The 26,996-nt window shown below is 70.1% G+C and carries 18 protein-coding genes, 1 pseudogene and 1 riboswitch; of the genes and pseudogenes, 7 read left to right on the top strand and 12 right to left on the bottom strand.

Going from position 1 to position 26,996, the window contains the following annotated elements:
* From JIG36_RS32565 to JIG36_RS32575, 3 genes and pseudogenes are all read right to left on the bottom strand, one after another.
* Window positions 1-1,331 (bottom strand): annotated as a pseudogene (locus tag JIG36_RS32565) (hypothetical protein); the annotation flags it as partial.
* A 347-nt stretch (window positions 1,332-1,678) separates the two neighbouring features.
* Window positions 1,679-2,971: a tetratricopeptide repeat protein gene (locus tag JIG36_RS32570; protein WP_203380253.1), complete on the bottom strand. Its 1,293-nt coding sequence runs from the start codon at window positions 2,969-2,971 to the stop codon at window positions 1,679-1,681.
* Window positions 2,972-3,025: 54 nt separating this feature from the next.
* A complete protein-coding gene (locus JIG36_RS32575) occupies window positions 3,026-4,714 on the bottom strand; it encodes a DUF4331 domain-containing protein (protein ID WP_203380254.1) in 1,689 nt (562 codons plus the stop codon).
* A gap of 127 nt (window positions 4,715-4,841) precedes the next feature.
* Here JIG36_RS32575 and JIG36_RS32580 point away from each other — a divergent pair, with 127 nt between their 5' ends.
* Both JIG36_RS32580 and JIG36_RS32585 read left to right on the top strand, forming a co-directional pair.
* A complete protein-coding gene (locus JIG36_RS32580) occupies window positions 4,842-6,401 on the top strand; it encodes an ABC transporter permease (protein WP_203380255.1) in 1,560 nt (519 codons plus the stop codon).
* Window positions 6,402-6,553: 152 nt separating this feature from the next.
* Window positions 6,554-7,042 (top strand): hypothetical protein, encoded by a 489-nt coding sequence (locus JIG36_RS32585; RefSeq protein ID WP_203380256.1) that lies wholly within the window; start codon window positions 6,554-6,556, stop codon window positions 7,040-7,042.
* A 124-nt stretch (window positions 7,043-7,166) separates the two neighbouring features.
* Here the strand turns inward: JIG36_RS32585 and JIG36_RS32590 are convergent, their stop codons facing one another.
* The 3 genes from JIG36_RS32590 to JIG36_RS32600 form a co-directional block, all read right to left on the bottom strand.
* Window positions 7,167-8,306, bottom strand: coding sequence for an FAD-dependent monooxygenase (locus JIG36_RS32590; protein WP_203380257.1), 1,140 nt, complete (start codon window positions 8,304-8,306; stop codon window positions 7,167-7,169).
* An 81-nt stretch (window positions 8,307-8,387) separates the two neighbouring features.
* Window positions 8,388-8,777 carry a DoxX family protein gene (locus JIG36_RS32595; protein ID WP_203380258.1) on the bottom strand — a complete coding sequence of 130 codons (390 nt, stop codon included), beginning with the start codon at window positions 8,775-8,777 and terminating at the stop codon, window positions 8,388-8,390.
* Window positions 8,778-8,805: 28 nt separating this feature from the next.
* Window positions 8,806-10,413 carry an RICIN domain-containing protein gene (locus JIG36_RS32600; RefSeq protein WP_203380259.1) on the bottom strand — a complete coding sequence of 536 codons (1,608 nt, stop codon included), beginning with the start codon at window positions 10,411-10,413 and terminating at the stop codon, window positions 8,806-8,808.
* A 187-nt stretch (window positions 10,414-10,600) separates the two neighbouring features.
* Here JIG36_RS32600 and JIG36_RS32605 point away from each other — a divergent pair, with 187 nt between their 5' ends.
* Both JIG36_RS32605 and JIG36_RS32610 read left to right on the top strand, forming a co-directional pair.
* On the top strand, window positions 10,601-11,740 hold the full coding sequence (locus tag JIG36_RS32605) for a serine hydrolase domain-containing protein (RefSeq protein WP_203380260.1): 1,140 nt from the start codon (window positions 10,601-10,603) through the stop codon (window positions 11,738-11,740).
* A 64-nt stretch (window positions 11,741-11,804) separates the two neighbouring features.
* Window positions 11,805-13,226 carry a WGR domain-containing protein gene (locus tag JIG36_RS32610; protein ID WP_203380261.1) on the top strand — a complete coding sequence of 474 codons (1,422 nt, stop codon included), beginning with the start codon at window positions 11,805-11,807 and terminating at the stop codon, window positions 13,224-13,226.
* 27 nt (window positions 13,227-13,253) lie between these two features.
* Here JIG36_RS32610 and JIG36_RS32615 read toward each other — a convergent pair whose 3' ends face one another.
* The 5 genes from JIG36_RS32615 to JIG36_RS32635 form a co-directional block, all read right to left on the bottom strand.
* Entirely contained in the window at window positions 13,254-13,634 is a 381-nt protein-coding gene (locus JIG36_RS32615; RefSeq protein WP_236048641.1) for a VOC family protein, read from the bottom strand.
* A 391-nt stretch (window positions 13,635-14,025) separates the two neighbouring features.
* Window positions 14,026-15,483: a glycoside hydrolase gene (locus JIG36_RS32620; protein WP_203380262.1), complete on the bottom strand. Its 1,458-nt coding sequence runs from the start codon at window positions 15,481-15,483 to the stop codon at window positions 14,026-14,028.
* 165 nt (window positions 15,484-15,648) lie between these two features.
* Complete coding sequence (locus JIG36_RS32625) at window positions 15,649-17,859, bottom strand: M4 family metallopeptidase (RefSeq protein ID WP_203380263.1); 2,211 nt, start codon at window positions 17,857-17,859, stop codon at window positions 15,649-15,651.
* 225 nt (window positions 17,860-18,084) lie between these two features.
* Entirely contained in the window at window positions 18,085-18,639 is a 555-nt protein-coding gene (locus JIG36_RS32630) for a LysM peptidoglycan-binding domain-containing protein (RefSeq protein ID WP_203380264.1), read from the bottom strand.
* A gap of 2 nt (window positions 18,640-18,641) precedes the next feature.
* A riboswitch (cyclic di-AMP (ydaO/yuaA leader) is annotated at window positions 18,642-18,807 on the bottom strand.
* A 183-nt stretch (window positions 18,808-18,990) separates the two neighbouring features.
* Window positions 18,991-19,422, bottom strand: a complete 432-nt coding sequence (locus JIG36_RS32635; RefSeq protein ID WP_203380265.1) for a universal stress protein — start codon at window positions 19,420-19,422, stop codon at window positions 18,991-18,993.
* Between the two features lie 157 nt (window positions 19,423-19,579).
* Between JIG36_RS32635 and JIG36_RS32640 the strand changes: the two genes are divergently transcribed.
* Window positions 19,580-21,541 carry an MFS transporter gene (locus JIG36_RS32640; protein WP_203380266.1) on the top strand — a complete coding sequence of 654 codons (1,962 nt, stop codon included), beginning with the start codon at window positions 19,580-19,582 and terminating at the stop codon, window positions 21,539-21,541.
* Here JIG36_RS32640 and JIG36_RS32645 read toward each other — a convergent pair.
* Window positions 21,519-22,631: a M50 family metallopeptidase gene (locus tag JIG36_RS32645; RefSeq protein WP_203380267.1), complete on the bottom strand. Its 1,113-nt coding sequence runs from the start codon at window positions 22,629-22,631 to the stop codon at window positions 21,519-21,521. The two genes, JIG36_RS32640 and JIG36_RS32645, sit on opposite strands and share 23 nt — an antisense overlap.
* A gap of 44 nt (window positions 22,632-22,675) precedes the next feature.
* On the opposite strand from JIG36_RS32645, the gene JIG36_RS32650 reads away from it, so the two are divergent.
* Together JIG36_RS32650 and JIG36_RS32655 are read left to right on the top strand one after the other, a co-directional pair.
* Window positions 22,676-23,983, top strand: a complete 1,308-nt coding sequence (locus JIG36_RS32650) for a DprA-like winged helix domain-containing protein (RefSeq protein WP_203380268.1) — start codon at window positions 22,676-22,678, stop codon at window positions 23,981-23,983.
* A complete protein-coding gene (locus JIG36_RS32655; RefSeq protein ID WP_203380269.1) occupies window positions 23,980-26,844 on the top strand; it encodes a DUF6493 family protein in 2,865 nt (954 codons plus the stop codon). The genes JIG36_RS32650 and JIG36_RS32655 overlap by 4 nt, the downstream gene beginning before the upstream one ends.
* Window positions 26,845-26,996 lie beyond the last annotated feature (152 nt).

A 26,996-nucleotide genomic window follows, 5' to 3' on the forward strand; every position in this document is an offset into this window, starting at 1 on the left:
TGCGCATGCCCGGACGCCACCTCGTCGTCCGAAAGCACATGACCGGACGCTGCGTCGTTGCGCGAATACGCATGAACGAGCAATCCGCTGTCGTGCGAATGCGCATGCCCGGACGCCACCTCGTCGTCCGAAAGCACATGACCGGACGCTGCGTCGTTGCGCGAATACGCATGAACGAGCAATCCGCTGTCGTGCGAATGCGCATGCCCGGACGCCACCTCGTCGTGCGAGAGCGCATCACCGGACGCTGCGTCGTTGTGCGACTGCGCGTGGCCGAGTGTCGCGTCGTCGTCGTGCGAGTGCGCGTGGCTGTGCGTGGCGTCGTGGTGGGAGTGGGCGTGAGCGGGGACTGCTACGGCTCGGGAAGCGCGGTAGCGTCGCACGGCCGAGATCAGGGCGCCCACCCCGACGGCCGTGACCAGCACGCCGCTGGCCAGGCCCAAGTAACCGAGCACCGACTCGCCGGCCACGCCCGAGGCTGCGGTCAGCAACAGGCCCAGGGCGATCACCCCGGCGGTGTGGGTGAACGTGACGGTGGCGCCCACCAGCACGGCGTCGCGGGGACGGCCCCGGCTTCCGGCCAGGTAGGCGGCCATCACGGTCTTGCCGTGACCGGGCAGCGCGGCGTGCGCGGCCCCCAGCACCAACGACAACAGCACGGCCAGCAAACCGACCAGCGGAGTGAAACGCTCGCCGCCGACCAGGTCCTCCAGCCTGCGTTCGGCGCCGGCCAGCAACCCGGAACGGCCCGAGCCGGCGACGGCGACGGGAGCGGCGGCGCTGCCTTCACCGGGAGCGGCCGTGAACGACGCCGAACGCACATCGGCCGGAGACGCCAACGGGTCCGACGGATAGGTGCGCAGCTCGTTGCTGACGCTCGCTGAGGGCAGCGAGGTGTCCGACAGCCGTACGCCGGAACCGGCCGCCACGATCTCGCGCCAACCGATGCGGTCGTCGCGGAAACCGTTGGCCACCTCGACGCGCGCCGAACCGGAGATGTCGGCCGGCGCGGACAACCGGCATTCGAGCCGGCTCGTGCGCAAACCGCCGGCGCCGGGCGCGTAGGTGAGCGAATCGCTCAGAACCTTCCACCGAAGCTGTACGCCGCCGACCGAAACGCGCAACGCGTCCGCGGCCTCGTCGCACGAAGGGGCCGATTCCTGCAGAGTCGGCAACTCCGCGAGATCGGCCACCACGAGCGCCTCGATCCGGTCGGGATGCACGGTCAGGCCGGCGTAGCGGTTGACCGAGAAGTTGCCGAGCGGGTGAGCCGCGGCCGCCACCGCCGGGAGAGCCAGAAAGCCCACCAGCGCCAACACAGCCGTGACCACCAGCCGCCGCACACTCAAGACACGCGCGGCTACGCCACCAGGCCGCGGCCCATGCGCACGACGCGAAACCGCGTCAACAGGCCGCTGCACACGCGCAAGACGTTCAACCGCGCCCTTGGGCCGCCGCAAACGCGCAACAACAGCCGCAAACCGCCGCGCACGCGCAGGACCAACAACCGCGCCCACAAGCCGATACACGCGCGCACGACGCACAACCGCGCCAACAGACCGCCGCACACGCGCACGACGTACGAACGCGCCGGCAGGTTGCGGCACGCGCGCAACCGCGCCCGCAGAGCGTCGTGTGCGCACGACCGCGCCCACGGGGCGTCGTTTACGGGGACGGCTCACGGCTGGGCCTCCAAGTCGGTCAGCAGACGGGCGGCGACGGGGCCGTCCGAAGGTGAGAAGTACGGGTTGAGCGCGCGCACCTTGGTCAGGGACAAGCGAGCCGCGGCCTGGTCGCCCAAAGCCAGCTGCGTCTGCGCCAAGTGGAAGGCGAACGCCGCGTTGTGCGGGCTCGCGGCGAGAGCCTTCTCCGCGTACGGGCGGGCCTCGCTGTCCCGGCCGGCTGCGTGCAACGCCTGGGCCAGCACGTCCGCGACCTCGGCGAACGGGCGCCGGCGCCACTCGGACTGGGCCGCGGTCACCGCCTGCGACGGGCGGCCCTGGGCCAGGGCCAGCTGGGCCGCGGTCAGGTCGTCGCGGCCGCCGTTGGCCACGAACAAGCGGTGGGCGGCGACGGCCAGGTCCAGCTGCCGAAAGGCTTCGGCGTCGCGTCCGGCCAGGCGGAGCATTTCCCCGTACGCGGAAAGGGTCTCGGGGGTGGGTGTGCGCGCGGCGATCGTGGCGGTGTCGGTGACCGCTTGCGCGAGGTTGCCGGTCGACGCGGCGATTCGCGCACGACCACGCAGCAAGGTGGCGAATGACGGGTCGGCGGCCAGTCCCGCGTCGTATTCGGCCTGGGCGCTGGTCAGGTCGCCGCGGAACCAGGCGAGATCGCCGAGCTGGCTGCGGCAGAACGCGATGTCGGCCGGGTCGACCGCGGCGTTCAGGGCCTGCTGCATCAAGCGAGTGGCTTCGGTCAGGCGGCCGCGCTGTTCCAGGTCGTAGGAGCCGCGTGCGTACGCGGCCAGGCCCGGCCTCAAATCGAGCATGCGCTGGATCGCCGCGGTCGCCTGCGTCGCGCGGCCCAGCTGCGTCTCGGCATCGGCCAGAACCCCGTACGCGGACGCATCGAAGGGGTTGGCGCGTAGCGCCCGTTGCGCGAACGTGCGCGCTTGAGCGAATTCGTGACGCGCGTTGGCAAGCGCGCCGAGGCCGGTGAGCGCGTCGGAGTTGTCGGTGGCCTTGACCGTCAGCGAGCGGCGCAGCGCGGTCTCGGCCAGGGGGTAGCGGCTGGGGTCGGCGGTGATCCGGGCCTGCTCGACGTAGGCGAGGCCCAGCTCGGCCCAGGTCCGGTGGTCGCCGGGCAGTTCGCGGAGGCGCTGCTGGGCCCGCTCGATCGTCTGAGCGAGGCGATCGGGGCGGGCCGGCAGCGTCGAACTCGACATCGGGGCGGGCTTTTCCCGCAGGCCGAGAACGGCGCCGGCCGCGAACAACGCGAGGGCGGCGACGACGATGGTCACGACTCGTTTCATGGCTGATCCCCCTTTAGGTGGCGGGCGCATCGGAGCCGATGCGCCCGCCTTTTCTCAGAACCTGACGGTGGGATCGCTGTCGTAAGGCGTGCTGACCCGGCGACGCCGTTTCATCAGCCACCAGACGGCGAGCATGACCAGCAGGGCGCCCAGTCCGCCGACGCCGAAGATGACGGCGGAACCGTTGAGCATCGACGAATTCGAGGCGGGCGCGAGATCGGGAGCCGCCTCGGTGTCGGAGGCGCCGGAATCAACTGCGGACGAGGATCCGCCATCGACTGCGGACGAAGACCCGGAATCGACCGGCGAGGATCCGGAATCGGCCGCCGGGGCCCGGTTCCCACGTCCCGCGTTCACGGCACCCTGGTTCGGCAGGGCGACGTACGGGAAATTGGCGCCGAAGGCGTTGTCGTTCGCGTCCACCTTGTCGCCGGCCGCGAGCGCGTCGACCAGTTTGCCGCTCTGCGCCGCGCCCTCGACCGCCTGCACCGCGATGTCCACGGCGTCGTCGGTGAGCCGCCGGCCGTTCGGGAACCCTTGCAGGTCACCGGCGAGCACGCCGAGCCGCTTCGGATCGGCCGCGACCGGCACGGAAAGGTTCAGCCGCAGCATCTCCGAGGGCCGGAACCGGTTCGGATTGACGTCCTTGTTGTTGAGCTGCGAATTCAGGTCGGCCTTGATGGGGCCGCCGGCCTTGGTCGTGATGCCGGTCAGGAAGATTTCGACGAGGTCGTTCCGCGGGGTCGCGGGCGCCTTCACGCCGTAGATCTTCTCGATGAGCATCGGCAGTTCCGGATTGGTGACCCGCTTGACGACGGCCGGGATTCCGGCGTCCTTGTCGGGCGAGATCGAGTTGAACGCGTCCTTGAGCCCGGCCGGCACGACGACCTCGTTGACCAGCGGGTTCCCGAGCCGCGAGACCTGCACCCGGTCGCCGCGCGAGGGTCCGTCGGAAACGCGGGAACGGCTGCGTTCGGTGGTGCTCCAGATGCCGACCACCGGGTTCTTCTTGGCGTCGCCCTTGAGCGCGACATCCTTGAACGGAACCTGAATGGCGATGCTGTTGACGTTGTATCCGGCGAGCGTGTCGGTGCCGGTCTCGCTCAGATCCCCGCCGTAGAGCAGGTCGAAGACGCGCAGGTCGAGGAAGAACGGGTCGTCGGCCTGGCCGGCGAACAGTTTCCAGCCGCCGTCGAGCTGAATGGTGGCCTGGTCACGCAGTTTCTGATAGTCCGGCATCGAGGCCGCTCCGATCCGCGAGGGCGCCACCGGTGCGTCCTTGATGCGGGTCTTGAACGGCTCGCCGTTGAACGACGACTCGAGCGTGTAGGTCTGCTTGAACAACAGATTCTCGTCGTCGAGCGAGGTGACCGGCCCGTTGTTGTAGAGGAACGTCGAGTTGCCGCGCTTGTCGACGTTCTTGAACGTCCACCGGAACACCGAGTCGGGCTTGGCGTCACCGTCACTGTCCACATTGATGCGGTAGGCGGCGTCGGTCGCGAACGGATAGAAGTTGGGCCCGCCGTCCGGTTCCTCGAACGGGATCCAGTTGGCGATCATCGTGACGTACCCCGGCCGTTCCGGGCTGACGAAGGCGTACACGTCGGTGTTGTCAGCGGCCGGATCGCTCGCGATGAGTGGTGCTTCCCGGTGGCTGGAAGCGTTGGAGGCTCCCGGCCCGAGTGCGGCCAGTGCCGCGACGATCGCCGCGACCCCGGTGGCCGCCACTAGTTTCTTGCGCATCTTTTTCCTCCCCCTGGTGTCGGGAGGACTTCGCATCTGCCGCGCTTTCGGTTGGGTCGCGGCCCGGCTTTGGCACATTCGGGCCCTGAACTGCGCCGTACGATGATTTCGACATTCGGGGGTGCCGATGCTTCTGCGGTTCATGCTGCGCCGGGAAAGGGCCACACTGCCGTGGTGGCTGCTCGGCGCCACGCTGCTCGTGCTGGTGCAGTCCACTCAGAGCCAGAGTCTCTACGGCAGCGCGGAAGATCTCGCCCAGCTGCGCGCCACGATCGGCGGCAACACGGCGGTCATCGCGATGAGCGGCCCCACCGAGCTGCTGACGACGATCGGCGGCGAGGTCGTCTTCGAGATCTTCGCGTTCCTGTCGATCGTGGTCGTGCTGATGAACATGTTCCTGGTCGGCCGGCAGACCCGCGCCGACGAGGAGACCGGGCGCGCCGAGTTGATCCGGTCCACTCAGGTCGGCCGGCACGCCCCGCTGGCGTCGGCGCTCGGTCTGGCCGCCCTGGCCGACCTGGCCGTCGGGGTGCTGGTGTTCGCGGTGGCGGTGGGCACGGGTCTGCCGGTCGCCGGCTCGGCGCTGTTCGGCACGGCGATCACGGCCGTGGGACTGACGTTCGCGGCGCTCACGGCGGTCGCCGCGCAGATCTTCGAAAACGTCCGTACGGCGTACGGGAGTGTCGCCGCCGTGCTGGGGGCCGCGTTCGCGCTACGGGCCGCGGGCGACACCGGCAACGGCGTGCTGTCGTGGCTCTCGCCGATCGGGTGGGGGCAGAGGACTTTCCCGTACGCCGGAGATCGCTGGTGGCCGCTGCTGCTCCCGCTGGTCACGACGTCGGTGATGGTCGCGCTGGCGATGGTGCTGCTGGAGCGGCGCGACTTCGGGGCGGGGCTGATCCCGTCGCGGCCCGGGCCACCGTCGGCGTCGCGGGCGCTCGGGAACGCGTACGGGCTGGCCTGGCGTCTGCAACGGGGTGCCCTGGTCGGTTGGGCGTCGGGGCTGGCGCTGCTGGGTGTGGCGTACGGGTCGATCGGCAACAGCATCGAGCAATATGTGAGGGACAATCCCGAATTCGCCGATTTCCTGCCCGGCGGCGCGGAGAGCGTCCTCGACTCCTACCTGGCACTCACGGTCAGCGTGTCGGCGCTGCTGGCCGCGGCGTACGGCGTCACGAGTGTCCTGCGTGTCCGCGCCGAGGAAACCTCCGGTCGCGCCGAGCCGGTGCTGGCCACCGCGACCAGCCGTCTCACGTGGCTCGCGGCCCAGCTCAGCGTGGCCCTGGCCGGAACCGTCGTGGCCCTGCTCGCGATCGGCATCGGCGAGGGCGTCGCGTACGCCTTGACGGTCTCCGACGCCGACCAGGTGCCCCGCCCGATCGGGATCGCCCTGACCTACGTGCCCGCCGTCTGGCTGGTGGTGGCGGTCGCGGTGCTGGCCGTGGGCTGGTTGCCCCGCCCGGCGGCCGCGGTCGCGTGGGTGGTCGTGGGCTACTGCGCGGTCGTCACCCTGTTCGCGAACTCGTTCGACCTGCCGGAGTGGGCGCAGCGGGCGTCACCGTTCACCCATACGCCGCAGGTCCCGGTCGAGTCGCTGACCGCCCTGCCGCTCCTCGCGGTCACCCTGGTGGCGGCGGCGTTCCTCGCCACCGGATACGTGGGTTTCCGCCGCCGCGACATCGGCTGACACCCGCGCTTTCCCGCCCGACGCGACCTCCGCCGGCACCCGCGTTTCCCGCCCGCCGCGACGCCCGCCGACATCCACGTTTCCCGAGTGGCGATGGCACTGGCTGACACCCGGCAGGGAACGATCACCATCTTTCCGGCACAATCCGAAACATGATCAACTCGCGGTCGCTCGTCTACGGTCACGCTCAGTTGCACGACTGCCTTGCCTTCGCGGACGGGGCCACCGCCGCCGAGGAGGCGCGGGCCGTTGTTGCGCTCGGTGAGGCGCAGACCTGGGGCGAGGCCCGTGCGGTGGTCTTCGCCGGTGACGGCTGGAATCCGGCCGACCCGGACTACGACGAGGACGCGGACGAGCACACCGACGAGACGCCGTTCGACATCAACGAACTGGGCGCAGTGATCGATGGCAACTGGCCCAAGATGGTCACCGTGCGTGCGCTCACGCTGCTGCCGGAAGACCTGCGGGCGAAGTTCGGGACGGTCGAGTTCACCACGCACAACGGTGAATACCTGGACATCCCGCTCACCGCCGAGAATGACCTGGTCGCGGCGCTGCGGGAGCGTGGCTTCGAGGTGACCCGCGACGACGACCTGATCAACGCGCTCGACGGACGCACGTTCAGCCCGATCGAGGGCTAGAGACCGTCTCGGATCCGGGCCTCGCCGCCAGGGCACGAGCGCGTCGGTCGCCACATGCCGTTCGCCGAGTCCCACAGGTAGCTACTAACAGGCGCCGGCTCTCGCACGCGCGGCGTGGACGGCGCTAGCTTTCGAGGGCGGCGTAGATGTCGTACTCGTGGATCCACGCCACCGTGTCGGGCAGGGACTGCAGGCGGGCGTTGCGGGCCTCGGCCGGCGGCCCGTCGGGCAGCTGGAAACAGGCCGCGTTGGCCCGGGCGCCCAGCTGGATCTGGCGGGTCCGGGCCTTGCGCACGTTCTCATAGCGCCGCAAAGCCTCGGCCGTGGTCAGGTCGGGGCGGGCCAGGCAGGCGGCCAGCGCCGCGGCGTCCTCGAGGGCCTGGTTGGTGCCCTGTCCGGCGTGCGGCAGCATCGGGTGGGCGGCGTCGCCGAGCAGGGTGGTCCGGTCGGTGCTCCAGTCGCGCAGCGGTTCGCGGTCATAGAGGGCCCATCGGCCCACCTCGCCGGCATTGGCGAGCATCGTGGTCACGGTGTCGGTCCAGCCCTCGAACGCGGCTACCGCCTCGGCCGGGTCGCTGCGGGCCGACCACGATTCGAGCGTCCATTCCGGGTCGGGCACGTAGGCCACAAAATTGATGAACTCGCCGCCCCGCACCGGATAGGCCACCAGGTGCCGGTTGGGCCCGAGGAAGAACGTCAGGCCGAACGTCTCGCCGCCGGGCACCTTGTCGACCGGGGTCAATCCGCGGTAGCAGCTCATCGCGGAGAAAACCGGTTCATCGGGACCCCGTACGACCGAGCGCAGGCCGTCGGCGCCGACCACCACATCGGCCGTCGCGGTCGAGCCGTCGGCGAACGAGAGCTCCCCCGACGCGGAAACGGCGGCACAGCGGCGATTCAGGAGCGGAGTTCCCCCGTACGCGGAAAGGAGCACCTGATGGAAGTCGGCGCGATGAATGCCCAGGAAAGGGCCGCCGAACCGCCGCTCGTACCAGTCGCCCATCGGGTGCTCATAGAAGATCTCGCCCGTACGCCAATGGTGGAACTGGATGCGCTGCAGGCGTGACGAGACATTGCGGACCGCCGCGCCGAGCCCGAGCGCGTCGAGCACGCGCATTCCGTTGCCGCCGAGGGAGACGCCGGCGCCGATCTCGTCGAGCGAGCGAGCCTGGTCATAGACGTCGACCGCGAATCCCCGGGCCTGCAAAGCGATCGCGGCCGTGAGTCCCCCGACGCCCGATCCGACCACTGCGATGTGAACCATGCTCCACATCAGACACCTTCGATGCGTACGGGGAAAGGCCGCTCCGCCGCACGCAGGCCGTTCAGCCTCGCGAAAGGCTGTTCAGCTCCGTGACCGGGTTGCCGAGAGGGCCCAGGCGACCAGAACGGGTTGCCCGAGAAGGCGCAACGCCCGTTTGTTGTCGCTGTCGAGGCCGAAGCCGTCCTTGCGTTCCAGGAACTGCGCGATGTTGCCGGGGAAGACGCCGACGAAGAACGCGGCCGCCGCCTTGCCGAGCAGGCCCCGGGCCGGTTGTTTCCAGGTGGCCAGAAGCGCCGTTCCGAGGGCCAGTTCGACCACGCCCGAGACGAGGACGACCTTGTCGGGATCGGCCGGGAACCAGGAGGGCACCTGCGCCTGGAATTCCTGCCGTTGGGTGGTCAGGTGGCCGGCCCCGGCGGTGAGAAGGACACCGCCGAGGGCCGCCTGCCCGATTGCTCGCACAAAGCTCATGCCGGGCACATTCCCGCGGAGGCGGGGGTCAACACCAGGTGAGCGTGGAATTGGTGCGGGTCACGTTGCTGATCGTGTTGTTGCTGCCGGTGCACGGACTCCAGGTGATGTTCGTGTTCGAGACCGTCAGGTTGCGGAAGCTGATGCCGGACGACGGGGCGAACTCGGTGCGGGCCGCGATGCGGACCTCGCCGCCGCCGCTGATCGTGCCGGAGACCCCGGCGATCACGACGTTGTAGCAGTTCTCGACGAGCACGGAATTGTTGCCGGTGTTGGCGATGTCGACCCGGTCGATGGTCGCGCCACCGCTTTCCGAGACGCAGAAGACGCCCCGGCCGCCGCCCCGCGCCTTCACCGTTCCGACCTTGATGTTGTTGGGGTAGGCGTCACCGATCCGGCCGTTGCGGTTGGCCATCCGGAAGGCGGCGTAACCTGTTCCGGTGCCGGCGTTCTCGGCGTCGACGGTGCCGACCGTGGCGTTGATGGTCTGATTGAGCAGCAGGCCCGATTCGCCGACGTTGCGGGCGGTGACGGTGCCGATGGTGATGCCGTCGACGCCGTACGTCTCCATGGCGTGCGAGGACGCCCCCGAGACGTACACGGAATCGACTTTGACGTTGCGGGTCCACTGACTCGTGTCGCCGCGGTTGTCGATGCGCACACCGAGGCCGGCGCTGAGGCGCATGTCGATCTGGCCGAGCCACACGTTGGTCACGTTGCGCATGAAGATGCCGTAGATGGGCGCGCCGGTGACATTCAGATACGGCACCTCGATGTTGCTGACGCCGCGCGCGTAAATGGGCGCGTAGTCACCGCTGCCCGATCCGGTCACGTTGATGGTGCCGCAGACCGAGAGCGACGTGTACGACGCCAGGGAAATGCGGCTGCCGGCGGTCATCGAGCCGTTGCCCCGGACGACAACCCGCTGCATCGACGTACGGCCGGCTGTGAGGCTTCCGATTCCGGCCTGCACCGCCGCGCGAAAATCGGTGCCGCTGTAGACGCTGGCGCCCGAGGCGTTGCGGGCCGTCCAGGTGCTGCCGCTGACGGTCACCTCGGACTGGAACGTGCCGGTGCCGCAGCCGCTTGTCGAGCCGCCACCCGTGCCGACCTGAACCATCTGCCATTGCTGATTCGCGCCGTCGAGATCCCCGTACTGGGCGATGACGGCGCCGTCGGCCGTGGACCATTCCCACGTCTCGACCGCCTTGCCGCTGTGCCGGTTCAGCAGCCGTACGTATCCGCCGGCCGAATCCTTCAGCGTGAAGTGCTGTCGCGTGGTGCCGTTGTCGGTGTTCTGAATGAGCTGGGTGCCGTCGGTGGCATTGGGCAGTTCAAGCACCAGCCCGCTGTGCCGGCTCCTGATTTTGTAATAGCCGCTGCCGACGTCGACGAACTGCCACTGCTGCCAGTTGCCGTCGTTGCGGGTGAACTGGGCGATGCCCGCGCCGGCGTTGGTGGCCAGGTTGTAGACGTCCATCGCCTTGCCGCTGTTGCGGTTGACGAACACGTACCAGGCCGACGTGTTCACGGTCGCGGCCTGGGCCGTGGGCAGCCCGAACAGCACTCCGGCGCCGGCCAGCAGGGTGACGGCCAGACCGATCAGGGCGGCCCGCCATCGGCGTGGATTGTCCATCTCAGATCCTCATCAGTCGCTGTTATCGTTCACATAGATAGATGTCCATGCAGTGTGGGCACGCTCCCACGCGCTGTCAAGGTGGGGTTAGGCCTACCTCGAAGACGGGGGTCAGCCTCCTGGTCCGGCCACATCGGACCTCCGTACGGTCGGGTCTCCTGATTCCTCGCGTACAGGAGGTTCCGACATGTTCGGTGTGGCAGCCCTGCTGGCGGCGACCCTGGTCGTCCCCGGCGTTGCGCCCACTCCCCTGCAACCCGCGACCACTCCCCTGCCATCGGCGGCGACCGACCTGCACGAGATCGGCGTCGTTGGCGTCCAGGGCATCTCCCGGGTCAACGGCCGCACCACCCGGGCCCGCGCCGGCACGGCGGAGCTCGACGGGCGGGTGCCGGTGCCGGTCGACGGCTATTTCCGGATGGGCAGCAACACGAAGACGTTCACCTCGGTGGTCGTCCTGCAACTGGTCGGCGAGGGCAAGCTGTCCCTCGACGACACGGTCGAGAGGCGCCTGCCCGGCGTGGTGAAGGGCAACGGCAACGACGGCCGCCGGATCACCGTGCGCCAGCTGCTGCAACACACGAGCGGGCTCTTCAACTACACGAACGACTTCCCGGCGCTCGCGTCGTACGACTCCTATCTGGCCCACCGGTTCGACCACTACGACGCGGAAGACCTCGTCGCGATCGCGATGAAGCACCCGCCGGTCTTCGCGCCCGGCACGTCGTGGGACTACTCGAACACCAACTACATCCTGGCCGGGATGATCATCGAGCGGACCACCGGCCGGCCCTGGGCCACCGAGGTGCGCGAGCGGATCCTGCGGCCGCTCGGCCTGAAGCACACCTCCGACCCCGGCGACCGCGCGTCGTTGCCGCGGCCGCACGCAAACGGATATCAGCAGTGGACCCCCGACGGCCCGCTCACCGACACCACTCTGCTCAACCCGACGGCCGCCGGCGCCGCCGGTGGGCTCGTCACCACGCCGTCCGATCTGGCCCGCTTCTGGCAGGCGCTGCAACAGGGCCGGTTGCTCAAGCCCCGCCAGATGGCGCAGATGCACCAGACCGTGCTCGCCACGACGTGGCAGCAATTCCTGCCCGGCTCGCGATACGGCCTGGGCATCCAGTTCCTGCCGAACCGGTGCGGCGGCTACTGGTCACACGGCGGTGACGTGCCCGGCTCGCAGACCCGGAACGCCGTCAGTGCCGACGGCAAGCGGGTCGCGGTGCTCTCGCTGACCACGCAGTTGGCCTCCGAGCGAGCATCGGCGGTGGACAGCCGGGTTCTGCGTCTCATGGACGACGTCGTCTGCGGACCCGCCTGATTTTTTGTCGTACCCGGCCGCTAGCTTCTGGGCCACCAGATCAGCGCTGCGAAAGGTGGCCCAGATGCCGGCCGAGACGACGTACCTCGAGCTCTCCGAAGACTCCGGGAGCGCCCACAAGTTCTATGAGGTGACCGTCGACGGCACCGACCTGACCATCCGATACGGACGCATCGGCGACCGCGGCCAGACCAAGCAGTCGTCGTTCACGACCACCGACAAGGCCAAGGCCGAGGCGTCCAAGAAGATCGGGGAAAAAGTCCGCAAGGGGTACGCCCCGGCGGTGCAGGGCGGCCGGCAGAAGCGCTCGATCTCGCGCCGTCAGATCGTCAGCACCCGGTCGACGGCCACCCGGGCCCCGATCCTGTGGCGCTACAACTCGGGCAGTGCCGCCTTCGGCATCTTCATCGACGACGACGTGTGCATGGTCGGCAACGAGAGCGGGCTGATCACCACGCTCAGCCACGACGCCGAGGTGCAGCAGCAGTTCCGCCTGCCCGACGGCGTGAAGTGCATCGTCGCCGACGACGGCTGGATCTACGCGGGCTGCGACGACGGCAACGTCTACGACCTGTCCGGCAAGGTGCCGCGCCTGGCCTACCGCATCGACCCGTCCATCGACATCTACTGGCTCGACATCCACGACGGTGTGCTCGGCGTGTCCGACTCGGGTGGCGGCATCGCGACGATCGACCACGAAGACGAGTTCCTGTGGCGGCGGCCCGGCCGGGGCAGCTCGGCCTGGATGGTGCGCTGCGACGCCGACGCCGTGCACCACGGCCACTCCAGCGGGGTGACGAGCTACGACTGGCGTACGGGCCGGGAGCTGTGGAACACGCCGACGGGCGCGGTGCTGTTCGGCTGGCAGGAACGCGACACGCTCTACGCGGGCACGGCGACCCGCCAGGTGGTCGAGCTCGGCAAGAACGGCTCGCACCGCCAGACGTACCGCTGTGACGCCCCGGTGTATTCGTGCGCGACGTCGAAGGACGGGCGTTACGTGTTCGCCGGCGACAGCAGCTCGTCGATCTACTGCTTCGACATGACCGGCACCCGGTTGTGGAAGCTGGGCACGGGCTGCGGCTCGGCCTACTCGATGCAATACCGCGACGAGCGGCTCTACATCGTCACCACGAACGGTTCGCTGGCGTGCATCGACGCCTCCGAGGCGGCCATCCAGTCGGCGGTGAGCGGCACGATCCCCGAGCCGATCGACGTGAAGGCGCCCCCGCGCATGCCCGCGCTCGCCCCGTCCACCACCGTCGAGGTCGTCCACGACGTGTCCGGCGGCGTGGTCGTCGAGTGCATCGAGGAGGGCGGCCGCCTGCGCATCCGCGTGGTCAGTTCCGGCTACCACCACGACTGGCAGGTCCAGTTCCCCAAGGGAATCCGCGAGCGCGGCTCCCGCTACGTCGTAACCGGCGTGCGCGAATCCGCCCGGGGCGGTTTCTACCGCGCCTACGGCGACGTGCGCCGCCTGCTGTGACGACAGAGCGGGTTCCGGGCGATGGAATCAGTCGTTGGTGAACAGGCAGAACGGGTGACCCGCGGGATCCAGCATGACCCGCACGTCGCTCTGCGGCTGGTGGTCGGCCGGCACCGCACCGAGCTCTTCGGCCCACGCCACCGCGGCGGCCAGATCGTCGACGGCGATGTCGAGGTGCGTCATGATCTGCTGCTCGCCGGGCCTGCTCGGCCAGGTCGGTCGCACGTAGTCCGGCTCGATCTCGAAGTTGAGCGTGGACAGTCCGTCGCCCCCGGGCGATCTGACCTGCGCCCAGTTCTTCTCGATCTCGCTGGGCCAGCCCAGCAGGTCGCTGTAGAACTGGGCCAGTGCGCCGGGATCCGGCGCGCCGATCGTCGCCCCGCTGATACGCATGGTGGGACGCGTCATCTGGTTCTCCCCCGATAGTCGTGGCTTCTCCTGCCGGCCGTGACCTTAACTCGCGGGACCGGCGGCGGGACGGACGGAACGGGGGCGGACCGGGCGGCGGGACCGGCGGCGGATCGAGCGGCGGGATCGGGCGGCGGGATCGGGCGGCGGGATCGGGCGGCGGGATCGGGCTGCGGGATCGGGCGGCGGGATCGGGCTGCGGGATCGGGCGGCGAATTGAGCGGCGGGCTTGGGCGGCGGGACCGGCGGCGAATTGAGCGGCGGGATCGGGCGGCGGGACCGGCGGCGAATTGAGCGGCGGGCTTGGGCGGCGGGACCGGCGGCGAATTGAGCGGCGGGATCGGGCGGCGGGACCGGCGGCGAATTGAGCGGCGGGATCGGGCGGAACGGGTCAGATGACAACGCCGTCTACCTGGATTGTCTGGACCGAGGCAGCGGGGAACGGGACACGGACCAGCTTGGCGCTTGTCTGCAGGTCGGTGCGCGAGGTGTAGCGGTCGGCGGCGGCTGGGACAGTGGTCCACCGCGAAACCGCCCCGGCCGCCACCTGGCTGAAGCGGGACAGGTCGAAGGTGAGCGTCTGGGCGGCGCCGGTGTTCACGGCGACGACGACCAGGCGACGAGCAGCCGGGTCATAGGCAGCGGCGGCGTTGCCGGCCCCGGTGTCGATGATTCGCATGCCGGGGCGGATGTGACGGGTGAACTGGGCCAGCACGTAGAGCTTGGTCTCGACGGCGCCCGCGGTCAGGGTGGACGCGTCGTAGCGGATCGTGCCCCAGCCGGCCGTCGGGTCCATGACCTGCCAGTAGACCCAGGCCGTGGGGTGCAGCCAACGCCAGTCGAGGCACAAGTTGGCGGCCAGCGTGAGGCCGGTGCCGTCACCGTCGCCGGTTTCGGAGTTCCAGAGGACCTTTCCCGCCGTACGGACGTCGTTGTACAGCAGGTCTCGACGGCCCCCGGAACCCTGGTAGCCGTGGACGTTGACCTGGCCGATCAAAGCGCGCGTGGCGGAGTCGAACGACGCGAAGGTGGAGCGGGCCACGTCGTAGTTCGTCTCGTCCGACGCCGAGATCGTCACGCCGGTCAGGCCCTGGCGATTGAGCTCCGTACGCAGTTGGGCCAGCACGCTGCGCTGGGTGGTGGCGCCGATGTAGCAGCCCTCCTGGGTGCCGTCGGCCCGCCACCAGTTCGACGAGGGCTCGTTGAACGGGTCCACGCTGCGGAACGTCACGCCCCAGTTGTCGCGGGCCCGCCTCGCGACGATCGCCAGGTGGGCGGCGTGCTGGGTGTGGTTCCACGACTGCAGGTTCAGGCCGCCGTCGGCCGCGCCGGACGGGTTGTGGTTGAGGCACATCCACCACATCGGGGAGTTGGCGAACAGTTCGCTGACCGCGCCGCGCTGGGTGGCCTTGATCAGGGCCGCCCGCTGCTTGGCGTCGGCGTTCCAGTTCCAGGCGGTCGAGGCGGGGTCGGTGTTGCGCCAGTCCTGCCAGAAGCCCTCGATCTGCTTGAACCGGGGGATGTTGGGCGAGGCCACCATGCGCTCGCCGCCGACATCGTTCCAGCTGCTGGCGCCCAGGTTGTAGCGCGCGATGGTCAGGCCGAGGCCGGGCCGTGCGACGCCGTTGTAGGTGACCGTCCGGGTGGTGAAGAACAGGTCGGCGAAGTCGTCGCGGTCACCGAAGACGTTGGCCCACCACGCCAGCGACGTCCCCCACCCCTGCCAGACCCCGTAGTCGGCGGCGGGGTCGACGGTGATGGTGGCGTCCGCCCGCGCCGTGCCGGCCGACAACGCACCGCCGAGAACACCGGCGCCCGCCGCCCCGAGAACAGTCCTACGCGTAACCATCGCAACCTCCCGGCCGAGAACGATGTTTACGTTAACATTGCATTGAGCATTGTCAATGTATGAGCCGCGAACCCACAACGTGCGAGCACCGGCCAAGGTCAGCGCCGGGGAAAGAGCGGCGCCCGCCCCTCGGAGACCGAGGGGCGGGCGCGGGGAACCCGGAGGCTAGACGGAAAGCGTCCAGCTGGTCAGGGTGCCGGTGTCAGCGCGAGCGGCGTCCTGAACCCGCAGGGTCCAGGTGCCGTTCGCGGTCTCGGACGAGAGGTTGACCGGGAAGCTCTGGTCGATATTGTCGTTGCTGCCGCCCGCACGGTTGTGCAGGACGTAGGCGGTGCCGTCGGGTGCGATCAGGCTGACCACCAGGTCACCGATGTAGGTGTGCTGGATGTGCACCTCGACCGAGCTGCTGGCCGACGCGGTGGCGGCACACTCGGTCAGCGCGACCGTGTTCTCGACCGTGGCCAGGTCGGGCAGCGGCAGCGCGGTGCTGTTGGTGGCGGTGCAGGCCGCGACACTGCCGACCGAGACGGTCAGCGCCTTGGAACGGGTGAGAGACGGCGCGGTCGCGGTGATGGTGACCGGCGCGCTGACCCGGGTGGCCTCCGGGTCGGCGCTGACGGTGATGGTGGTCGACGAGCCCGCGGTGACGGTGGCCGGCTCGAACGAGACGGTCACGCCGGCCGGGGTGGCGCCGGCGGTGAAGGTGATCTCCTCGGCCTCGCCGTTGACGAGCGCGGTGGTGGCGGTGACGGTCTTGGACTCGCCGGGGCCGACCGAGGTGCTGTCCGCGGACAGGGTGAGCGCGAAGGCGTTGCCGTCGAAGCACTCCTCGTCGTTGCCGGCCACGTTCACCGAGGTCCACGACGCCTGCACGGCCTTGTACTCGGTGCTGCACAGGCCGTAGAGGTCGGTGGCGGCCGCGAGCGAGTAGGCGCGGGCGGTGTTGCCCGGCGTCGTGGTGTTCACGTAGCCGGTGTTCGAGACGAAGTACGCGTCGAGCGCGCGGAACCAGATCTTCTCGGCCTTCTCCTTGCCGATGCCGGTGACCGAGTCGGCGCTGCCACAGACCGGCGAGGTTCCGTACGGGGTCGCGCCCGAACCTTCGGCGAGGTTGAAGAAGAAGTGGTTGGCGACGCCGGACGAGTAGTGCACGTCGACGCTGCGCGTGGAGGTCGACCAGCAGCCGTGCGAGCGCCCGTCGAGGGTCGGGTTGTACATGTAGCGCAGCGGGGAGCCGTTGCCGTTGATGTCGATCTTCTCGCCGATGTCGTAGTCGCCGGCGTCCTCGGTGCTGTTCGCGTAGAACTCGACCATGCTGCCGAAGATGTCGCTGGTGGCCTCGTTCAGACCGCCCGACTCGCCCGAGTAGGTCAGACCGCCCGGCACCACGTTCTCGGTGACGCCGTGCGACATCTCGTGCCCGGCCACGTCGAGCGCGACCAGCGGCTTGGCGTTACCGGTGCCATCGCCGTACGTCATCTGAGCGCCGTCCCAGAACGCGTTCACGTACGCGTTGCCGTAGTGCACGCGCGAGGGAACACCCCGCCCGTCGCCGAAGATGCCGTTGCGGCCGTGCACGTCCTTGAAGTAGTCGAACGTCACCGCGGCGCCGAAGTGGGCGTCCACGGCGGCCGACTGGCGGTCCGAGGGAGTGCCGTTGCCCCAGGCGTTGTCAGCGTCGGTGAACGTGGTGCAGGTGCCCGAGGTGCGGTTGTTCATGTCGCACGTGAGCCCGCCACCGCGGGTCGGGTCGACCAGGTTGTACGACTCCCCGGCCTGGGTCGACTCGATCGCGACCTCACCCGAGTAGATGCTGTCGCCCGTACCGGCGATGTTCTCGATCTCGTCGTAGGAGCCGACGACCTTGCCCGACAGCGCGTCCGAGATGACATGGAACCGCGACGGCGTCTGACCGTCGGGCTGCCAGCCCGTGATGACCGTCTCCCACGACAGCTTGCCGAGGCCGCTGCTCGCGTCGACGAACAGCTCCGGCTGGCCGGCCTTGGTGATCGTGCCCTTGAACTCGCTCTTCGCCGTGGCCGCGGCACGTTCGGCGGTGACCGACGGCTTGGTCGCCAGGCTGAGCGGCTTGGTCAGACCGGCCGAGGCACCGGCGTACTTGCCGGCCTTCGTCCGGATGACCAGGTCGCCGCCGTAGACGCGCAGTCCGTCGTACGTGCGGGTGTAGCGGACGATCCCGTTCTTGTTGCTGTAGACCGCGTAACGGTCCTTGTCCGACTTCTTGATCGCCGATCCGGCCTGGTCGATCAGTGACGAGCCGGGGGTGACCGGCGCGGCCGATGCGGTTGTGGCGGTGGCCACCAGGCCCCCACTGGCCAGGGCGATGGCGCCGGCCAGCGCGACAGCAAATCTCACGTGCAACCTCCCCACGATCGACAGGCATCCATGCCTGTCTATGTGAGAGATCTTCACAGTTCGCGGGCCGCAACGGGGCGAAAACGCTCGTAAAGTTTACGTTTCCATTTAGTTCAGTCGATGTCCAGCTTGTCCCGGTGCCGGTCAGGGGCCGATCGAGGACGACAAAATCACCGGCGGCGCCTGTCCACAGAATGGGACAGGCGCCACCGGGCGCTCAGCAGATCAGAGCGCGAGCCGCTGACCGGGTCGGATCAGGTTCGGGCTGTCGAGGATCGACCGGTTGAGCTGGTAGAGCGCCTTCCAGCCACCTTTGACGTGGTGCTTGGCCGCGATCGAGGCAAGGGTGTCGCCGGAGCGGACGACGTAGTGCTTGCCCGTGGCCGGCTTCGACGCCGCGGGCTTCTTCGCGGGAGCGGCCGGCTTCTTCTTGGCGACGCCGGCCTTCTTGCCGCACGTGGGCCAGGCGCCGATGCCCTGCCCCTTCAGCACCTTCTCCGCGATCTTGATCTGCTCGGCCTTGGTGGCCTTGTTCGCGGTCGAGGCGTACTTCGTGCCGCCGTACGCCTTCCAGGTGCTGCGGCTGAACTGCAGGCCACCGTAGTAGCCGTTGCCGGTGTTGATGCTCCAGTTGCCGCCGGACTCGCACTTGGCGATCGCGTCCCAGTTCACGCTGGATGCCTGCGCCGGCGAGGCCGGGCCGAGCAGGCCCACCGCGCCCGCGACACCCGCGGCTGTCAGGCCGAGCGCGACACGGGTCTTCTTTCCGAGCTGTGCCATGAGAAAGCTACCTCCACGCCTGCGAGGTGAGCTGTCGGGTTCGGGCTGGGCTGCCCGGCCGCTGTGCGCGGCTTCACCCCGAGACACGAGCCGCCACTTCCGGGCAGCATCGTGTCGAGGAACACGTGGGTCCCCCGCTCCATGCCTTGGGTTTGATGACCTCTCGGGCGGCGGCAGGATTCGGCGTTCCGCCCGGGGTGGCCCGCGATCGGCGGGACTGGCCGACGGTAACCAGGCGACGACCCGTACGGCCAAGTTTGAAGGCCCGATCGTGAGCTTGTTCTCATCGATGGAAGACCGCTCAAGTGCGCGCAAAAGCGGCACCCGGCACGGCGATGACCAGGGCAAACGTCAGCGGACGACGGTCACCGGGCATTTCGCGTACGCGGCCACGTGCTGGCTGACCGAGCCGAGCACCAGCCCGGCGAAGCCACCATGCCCGCGGTGCCCGACGACGAGCAGGTCCTTGCCCTCCGACTCGTCGATGAGGATCTTCGCGGGCCGGCCCTGGCGCACGTGGGCCCGGACCGGCACCGGCGGGTCCTCCCCGAGCTCCTCCTTGATCACCTGGAGCAGCTCCTCGGAGGTCGCCTGACTCGGTTCGGCCACCGCGTGTTCCGAGACGCTGGGCCCGCCGGCCGGTGGCAGCAGTGTGTGCTCCCACACATTCAGCACGAGCAGGTCGGCGCCGTGATCCGCCGCCTCGGCCGCGGCCCAGGTCAGGGCCTTGCGGCTGCCGGGAGAACCGTCCACGCCGACCACGATCGTCGTCCATGTGCTCATAGCTCATTACAGGACGGCCGGAAAGCCCGGCCAACCCCCGGCCCGCAAAACGGCACTCAGACGCACCTATCGACATCTCTGGTTGCAGGGGTCGTCGGATCGGTTTAGCGTCGGACCGAAGAGTGTGATCTAGATCACGGTCGAAGGGGGCTCGCCCATGACCACCACGACGTCGGACACAGTCTCGACGGGACCCGGGGCGGCCGAGCGCAAACCGCTGATGAACGGGACGTCCCTGCTGCTGATGAACCTCGGCTTCTTCGGGGTCCAGTTCAGCTTCGGACTCACCCAGTCCGCGGTGAATCCGCTGTTCCTGCTGATCGGCGCCAACCCGGAACAGCTGCCGATCCTCAACCTGGCCGGCCCGGTCACCGGTCTGATCATCCAGCCCCTGATCGGGGCGATCAGCGACCGCACCTGGCATCCCCGCTTCGGCCGGCGACGACCGTTCATCGTGGCCGGTTCGATCCTGTGCGCGATCATCCTGTTCGCGTTCCCGTTCGTCGGCGTGCTCTGGCTCGGCGTGATCTGCTTCTGGCTGCTCGACGCCGGCAACAACACCTCGATGGAGCCGTACCGGGCGTTCATCTCGGACCGGCTGCCCAAGTCGCAACTGGCCCGCGGCTTCCTGACCCAGAGCATGTTCACCGGCGCCGGTGCCGTGCTGGCCAACGTGTCACTGTTCGCGCTGCAGAAGGTCGAGGCGCTGCAGACCGAGGCGGGCAACGGTGTCCCGTACTGGATGTTCGCCTGCTTCATGATCGGCACCGTCTGCATCCTGCTCACGGTGCTCACGGCCATGGCCCGTACGAAGGAGATCAGGCCCTCGGACGAGGAGCTCGAGGAGATGGCCGCCGCGCCACGGGGCCTCGCTCCCGCCGTACGGGAAATCGCGGATGCCGTACGCGCGATGCCGGTCGCCATGCACAAGATCGGCGTGGTGTTCGCGTTCCAGTGGTACGCCATGTTCATCTACTGGCAGTTCCTGGCCGTGAGCCTGGGCGAGACGGTCTTCGACGCCAACCCCGAACAGGGCGGCCCGGCCTGGGACAACGCGATCGCGTGGAGCGGCCTGCAGAACGGCGCCTACAACTTCGTGACGATGGTCTCGGCGCTGTTCCTGGTCGGCTTCGCCCAACGGATCGGCGCCAAGCGGGTGCACGCCATCGCGCTCGGCCTGGCGGCGCTGGCCCTGGTGTGGCTCGCGCACATCGACAACCAGTATCTGGCCCTGGTCCCGATGATCGGCGTCGGCATCTTCTGGGCGAGCGCGGTCGGCGTGCCCTACCTGATGGTCGCCAGCATGGTCCCGGCCAAGCGCACGGGTGTCTACATGGGCATCCTGAACATGATGATCGTGGTGCCGATGCTGGTGCAGACGGTCACGTTCGGCTGGATCTACGAGCACTGGCTGGGCGCCAAGGGCAGCAACGCGATGATCCTGGCCGGCGTGCTGCTGGGCATCGGCGCGGTGGCGATGCTGTGGGTCAACCCGCCCGACGAGGCCGACGAGTCCCCGATCGTCCCGCTGGGCGGCCGGCGCAGCATCACGGTCTATGACCGGGTGGTGGTCGGTTCCGACGGCACACCCACTTCCCTGTACGCCGTGGATCGCGCCGCCGAGGTGGCGCAGGCCGCGCAGGCCCGCCTGGTGGTGGTCACGGCCTATCGCGAGGCCGCCGACGAGCCCGGCGCCTATGCCGAAGGCGTGCACCGCGACATCCACGGTCTCGAGGTGGCCCGGGAAGCCCTGGACAAGTCGGTCACCGGCCTGACCCGCGAGCGGGCCCGTTACATCGAGCAGCTGCTGGTACGCGGCGATCCGGCCCAGGCCCTGCTCGACACGGTCGGCAACAATCCGGCCAACCTGATCGTCGTGGGCAACCGCGGGCTGGGCGCCAGTCAGGGACAGCTGCTCGGTTCGGTGCCGGCCGGGGTCGTACGGAATGCGGTCTGTGACGTTCTGGTCGTGCAGACCTCGGCCTTGGACGAGGAGCGCCTGTTCCGCGCCGATTCCCCGAGCGCGGCCGCCCCCTCGCGCGCGCCCGCTCCCCCACCCGCGCCCGTTCCCCCGCCCTCGGCCGCTCCGCCTCCGCCTAGGACAGACGAATCGGATTGACGATGTCGGCGGTGATGGTCAGGGCCATCACCGCCCCGCCGATGGCGATCAGGACCATGGTGGCGGGGAAGAGTTTGGTGAAGTCGACCGGGCCGCCGGCGGGACGGCCGCGCAGGCGGCGCACGAAGTCGCGGACGCGCTCGAACCACACCACCGCGATGTGACCGCCGTCGAGCGGGAGCAGGGGCAGCAGGTTGAACACGGCCAGGAACAGGTTGAGGCTCACCAGCAGCAGGAAGAAGGTGCCCCACAGGCCGCGTTCGACCGCCTCTCCCCCGAGACGACTCGCGCCGACCATGCTGATCGGGGTGTCGGGGTCGCGTTCACCGCCGATCGCCTGCACCACGGCCGGAATCCGCTCGGGAAACGCCGCCAGCTGACTCGCCGAGCCGCGGAGGAGCTCACCGGTGAACGCCACGGTCTCGGGCAGACCACCCCGCACGTACGCCGGTGGTGGCACCGGGGACGCGCCCATCCGGCCCTGTGCGACGTCGACGTTCAGCGTGATCGTCTCGCGGCCGCGAATCACGACAACCGCGGTCGGGCCGTCGGCCGCCCGTACGGTGGAAAGCACGTCGGTCCATCGTGGAGTGGGGGTGCCGCCGACCGATTCGATGCGGTCGCCCGCGCGCAGACCGGCCTCGGCTGCCGGGCAGACGGAGCCGACGCAGGAGGTGGCGGCGACCACCGGCTCGGTGACCGGGCGCAGGTTGGGCAGGCCGACGGTGACCGCCATCGCGTAGAGGATGCCGACCGCCAGGAAAACGTGCATGACCGGGCCGGCCAGCATCACCGTGGTGCGCTTCCACGTGGGGTAGCGCCACATCGCGCGCGGCTGCTCGTCCGGGGTCAGCTCGTCGAGCGAGGTCAGACCGGCGATGTCGCAGAAGCCGCCGATCGGCAGCGCCTTCAGGCCGTATTCGGTCTCGCCGCGCCGGAACGAGAACACGGTGGGGCCGCGGCCCACGAAGAAACGCCGCACCTTCATGCCGAAGGCACGCGCGGCGATCATGTGTCCGGCCTCGTGCCACGCGAGCGACAGACAGATGCCGAGAACGAAGAGAAGAGCGCCCAGGATGTACGCCGTCACGCGCCGATCCTAAACTGTCGTACGCCTCGTCTGGGTTCTCCGGCATGGTCAGCGCAGCGGCTTATGCCTATCTCGGCTCCTCGGCTCTTTCCGCCGAGGGCGGGCTCACCTTGCAGACCTCGGGCGGCCCGGCCGCGCATCCGAGGTTCTTCACCGGTTTCCTCACTAACCCGGCCGCCACCGCCTCGGGTCTGCTCGCGGTGGCCGAGGTGGCGCGCACCCGTTATTACCGCCCGCTCGACCCGGCCAGCCTCGACCCGGTGGTCACCGCCGGCTCCGACCGTCTGCGGTTCGAGTCGTTCTCCGGCTGCTGCGGGGTCTACGCCCGCCTCGATGTCCTGCCCGCCGGCATCGACGGCGAGATCGTCGCCCACGGCACCACCAACGTCGACGTCAACGTGCCGCTGCAGCGCGCCCTGTCGCGGGTCGGCCCGGCCGATCCGATGCATCTCGCGGTCGGTCCCGACGAGCTGACCGTCACCACGTTCGACGGGCCGGTCGTCGAACGCAAGGTGCCGCTGCCCGGTCGCTGGCTGCGCGGGTTCGCCGAGGCCCAGGTGCTGACCTCCCGCTTCGACCCGCGGGCCGAGATCTCCGTGGCCGACGCGCGCGCCCTGCTCAACCGGATACGGGCCGGCGACCGCTCGGTCATGTGGGCGGTCCCGGCCGGGCGCACGCTGCGGGTCACCTCGCGTCCCGTTCCCGGGGCGGTCTGCCTGCCGGGGGCCGGGCGTCTCGTCGCGATCAAACCCTTCCTCCGGCAGGCAACGAGGCTGCGCGTCTACGGCCCGGCGGTCACGGCCGGCTCCGGCCCGGTCTCCAGCACGTGGGAGCTGAGCAGCCCCGCCATGCGGCTGTCGCTGACCCTGTCCCCCGAGCCCTACCGCGGGTTCCCGGGCGAGGGCGCGGTGCTCGAGGCGCTGGCCGCCGACGAGGCGGCCGACGACGCCGAACTGATCAGCGCCCTGCTCTCGTGGGACCCGACGATCGACGTGGACGCGCTGGCCGTCGCCTCGGGCCTCGACGCGGGCCGGGTCCGCGACGCGCTGACCCAGCTCGGCACGGCCGGCCGGGTGGGCTTCGACGTGGCCGAGGCCGGCTATTTCCACCGCACCCTGCCCTACACAGTGGAGGGCGCGGCCAAGATGAACCCCCGGCTGGTGGCCGCCCGGGCCCTGGCCGAATCGGGCGCGGCGAACGCCGACGGGGTGGTCCGCAGCGGCGACCAGACCTACCACGTACGTGACGGCGAGGCCTGCACCTGCCCGTGGTGGGCCAAACATCGCGGCCAGCGCGGGCCCTGCAAACACGCGCTGGCCGTCCGTATGGTCCGCTCGGAGGTCTTCGCGTGAGCCTCACCTGGGAGTCGTTGCACGAGAAGATCCAGCAAGTCGACGCCGACGCGGTCGCCACCCAGCTCGTCGAGGCCACCGAGCCGCAACGGCAGGCTCTCGCCCGAGACGTCGAGGCCGGGGTCAGGGCGATGAAACCCGAGGACAGGTGGCGTGAGCCCGCTCCGGCCGGTGTGTACGCGCTGGCCGCCCTGGGCACGATGCCCTCCGCCGCCCGCGCCGCCGCCCTGCTCAACCGGCGCGACCTGCGTGACAGCTGGGGCAGTGTTCCGCTGCCGCCGGCGCTGCGCGTGATCCGCGCCCGCGAGCTGCCCTGGCTCGGCGCCCTGGCCACCCGGCTCGCTCCCCGGCTCAACGCCGAAGAGGCGTGGCGCGGCGGCTGGGGCTTCGTGGCCGCCCTGCTCGTCGAATCGGGCGCGACCCTGCCGGCCAGCGAGGGGGTCGTCGGCAGCTGGATCGTCTCCCTGCAATACGGCGGATCGGCCCGGCGCGATCCGTTCGTCGACCGCCTGCGCGAGAGCCCCTACCTCGACGCCCTGCTGCCGGGCGTGTTCGAGTTCGACGGGCTCGGCGCCCACCTGACGCTGACGGTGTGGGACATGGAGTCCGGCACCTGGACGGGCAAGCCCGCCTTCCCGGCCGCAGTCGCGCAGCTCGTGGCCGAGGGCCGCCTCGACCGCAAGACGATCCTGGCCGCGACCGTCGACCGCCTGGTCCGGGGTGACCGGCCGGCCTTTCTGCGGCCGTTCGCCCTGCTGCACGACGAGCTGGCGCCGACCACCGACGAGATGGCCGGCCACACGCTGGACTACGCGCAGCTGCTGCCCGGGGCGCCGTCGGCGATCGCGGGCATCGCCCAGCGCGCGCTGCGGGCCGTCGACGACGCCGGGCGGCTCGACCTCGACACCCTGCTCGACGCGAGCCGGGCCACCCTGGTGCGCAAAGAGAAGACGCTGGTCAAGGCCCAGCTCACCTGGCTCGACCGGGTCGCCCGGCGCGATCGGAGCCGGGCCGGTGAGGTGCTCGAGACGGTCGCGGCCGCCTTCGACCATCCGGCGCTCGACATCCAGGAACGTGCGCTCACGCTGATCGAGAAACGCTCGCACGGCATCGATCTGTCGTGGCTGGCCGGCGCGATCGGAGGCCTGGGCGCTGACCTGCCGGCGCGGGCGGCCCGGCTGACCGGCGTCGAATCCGCCCCGGCGGTCGTCCCCGACCGGGTCTTCGCCGCGCCGCCAAGCCCGGCCGCCTACGACCAGGCGCTCGCCCCGCCGCCGGGGTCGGCCACCTCTGGTCAGGCGCTCGCCCCACCGTCAGGCTCAGCCGCCCCCGACCAGGTGTTCGCCGGGCCGTCAGGCTTGGCCGCCTCTGGTCAAGCGCTCGCCGCGCCGACGGCTTCCCACCACGGCGCGCTCGCCGCCGATCAGGCGCTTGCCGCGCCGCCGGGGCCGGCCGCGATGCCGGCTGCCATCGGCAGCGTCGCCGAGCTGGCGACCGAGGTCGTGGCGCTGCTCGCCCGGCAAAGCTCTGTGGGCTGGGAGCGGGTTCTGGCCGGGTTGGTCGCGCTCCGGGCGGCCGACGATCTGTCACCGGTGACCGGTCTTCTCGACCGGCACTCGACCAGCTTCGGCAATCAGCAGTTCATGCCCCGGCACCACGCGCTCGCGGCGGCGATCCGGGCCGTGGCCGGCGAGCCGACGCCGCGCGAGCTGGGCCTCGGCACATGGCCGCGGCTGGTGCGGGCGCTCCGGCTCCGGTGGCGCGGCGGCGAGGCGGAGGCTCCGCAGCTCAACGGGCCGCCCGAGCGGCTGATGACGTTGCGGATCGTCGAGATAGCGGCCTTGCTGCGGGAGGCGCCGGTGCCCGAGCTGGTCTCGACGCCGACGCACGTCGACGGCAACCTCGACGCACCCGTGCTCGTCGAGCGGCTGCGGCGGGCCGAGGCCGAAGGCTGGGAGCCGTGGCCGCTCGACTTCGAGCAGGCGCTGCTGCGGTTGCCGCGCGGCACGAGCCCCACGGTGGCCGATGGGCTGACCTCGGCGGCCGGTCGCCGGTTGGCCGAGTGGCTGGCCGAGGGCGGCCTGCCCGACCCGGTGGGCAGCGTTTTCGAACAACGTCAGGGCGAGAGCGGCTCCTACTACCACGGTCACACCCCCGAGAAGGGCCGCCTGGTGGTCAACCTGACCCCGGCCCGGCCCGGTCGGCTGTCCATCGAGGAGCAGCTGGTCACATTGAAGCGCCGGCCGACGCTGAACCACGACGACGGCCTCTGGTCGGTGTTTCCCGACATCCTGTTCGCGACCCTGCCCCACCACCGCGAGGTGTGCGCGGCCTGGTTGCTTCCGTTGGCGGCGGCGTTGGCCGACGTCGACGAGCGAGGCGGCTTCCCGCTGCTGCCGCCGCTGGCCGAGACGGGCGGACCGTTCGGCCCGGCGACGTCGCTGGCCGTGGCCTACGCGCTCAACGCCCGCCACGAACCCGACCGGGTGGCCGCGGTCGACGCCTTCCTGATCCTGGCCGCCCGCGAGCCCGACACGCGGTTCGCCACCTCGATCGGCCACGACCTGGGCCGGCTCGGCGCGAAGGGCATGGTGAAGGTCAACCGGTCCGTCATGGCCCTGGCCGACGCCCACCGGGCCGGTGCCTCGGCCGCGGTCTGGCGGGTGCTGGCCGCCGCCCTGCCGGCCCTGCTGCCGGCCGAGCCCCGGGGCCTGCCCGACCTGCTGGAACTGGCGTCGCAGGTGGCCCCCGCGACGGGCGCGCGCGACGAGATCGAGGGCTTGACTGAGCTCGCCGCGCGCAAGGGCAGCACCCGCGTGCTCAAGGAGGCGCGACGCCTCAGGACAGTGCTCACGTCCTAAAGCTCGCCACCAGGGCCGGCCTCGCCTCGCCGCGCGGCCGCGCACGCCGCCCGCAAGGGCAGCACCCGCTTGCTCAAAGAGGCGCGACGCCTCAGGACAGTGCTCACGTCCTGAAGCTCGCCACCCAGCAGGCCGGCCTCGCCTCGCCGCGC

It is taken from the genome of Paractinoplanes ovalisporus (genome assembly GCF_016834655.1).
Classification (GTDB): domain Bacteria; phylum Actinomycetota; class Actinomycetes; order Mycobacteriales; family Micromonosporaceae; genus Actinoplanes; species Actinoplanes ovalisporus.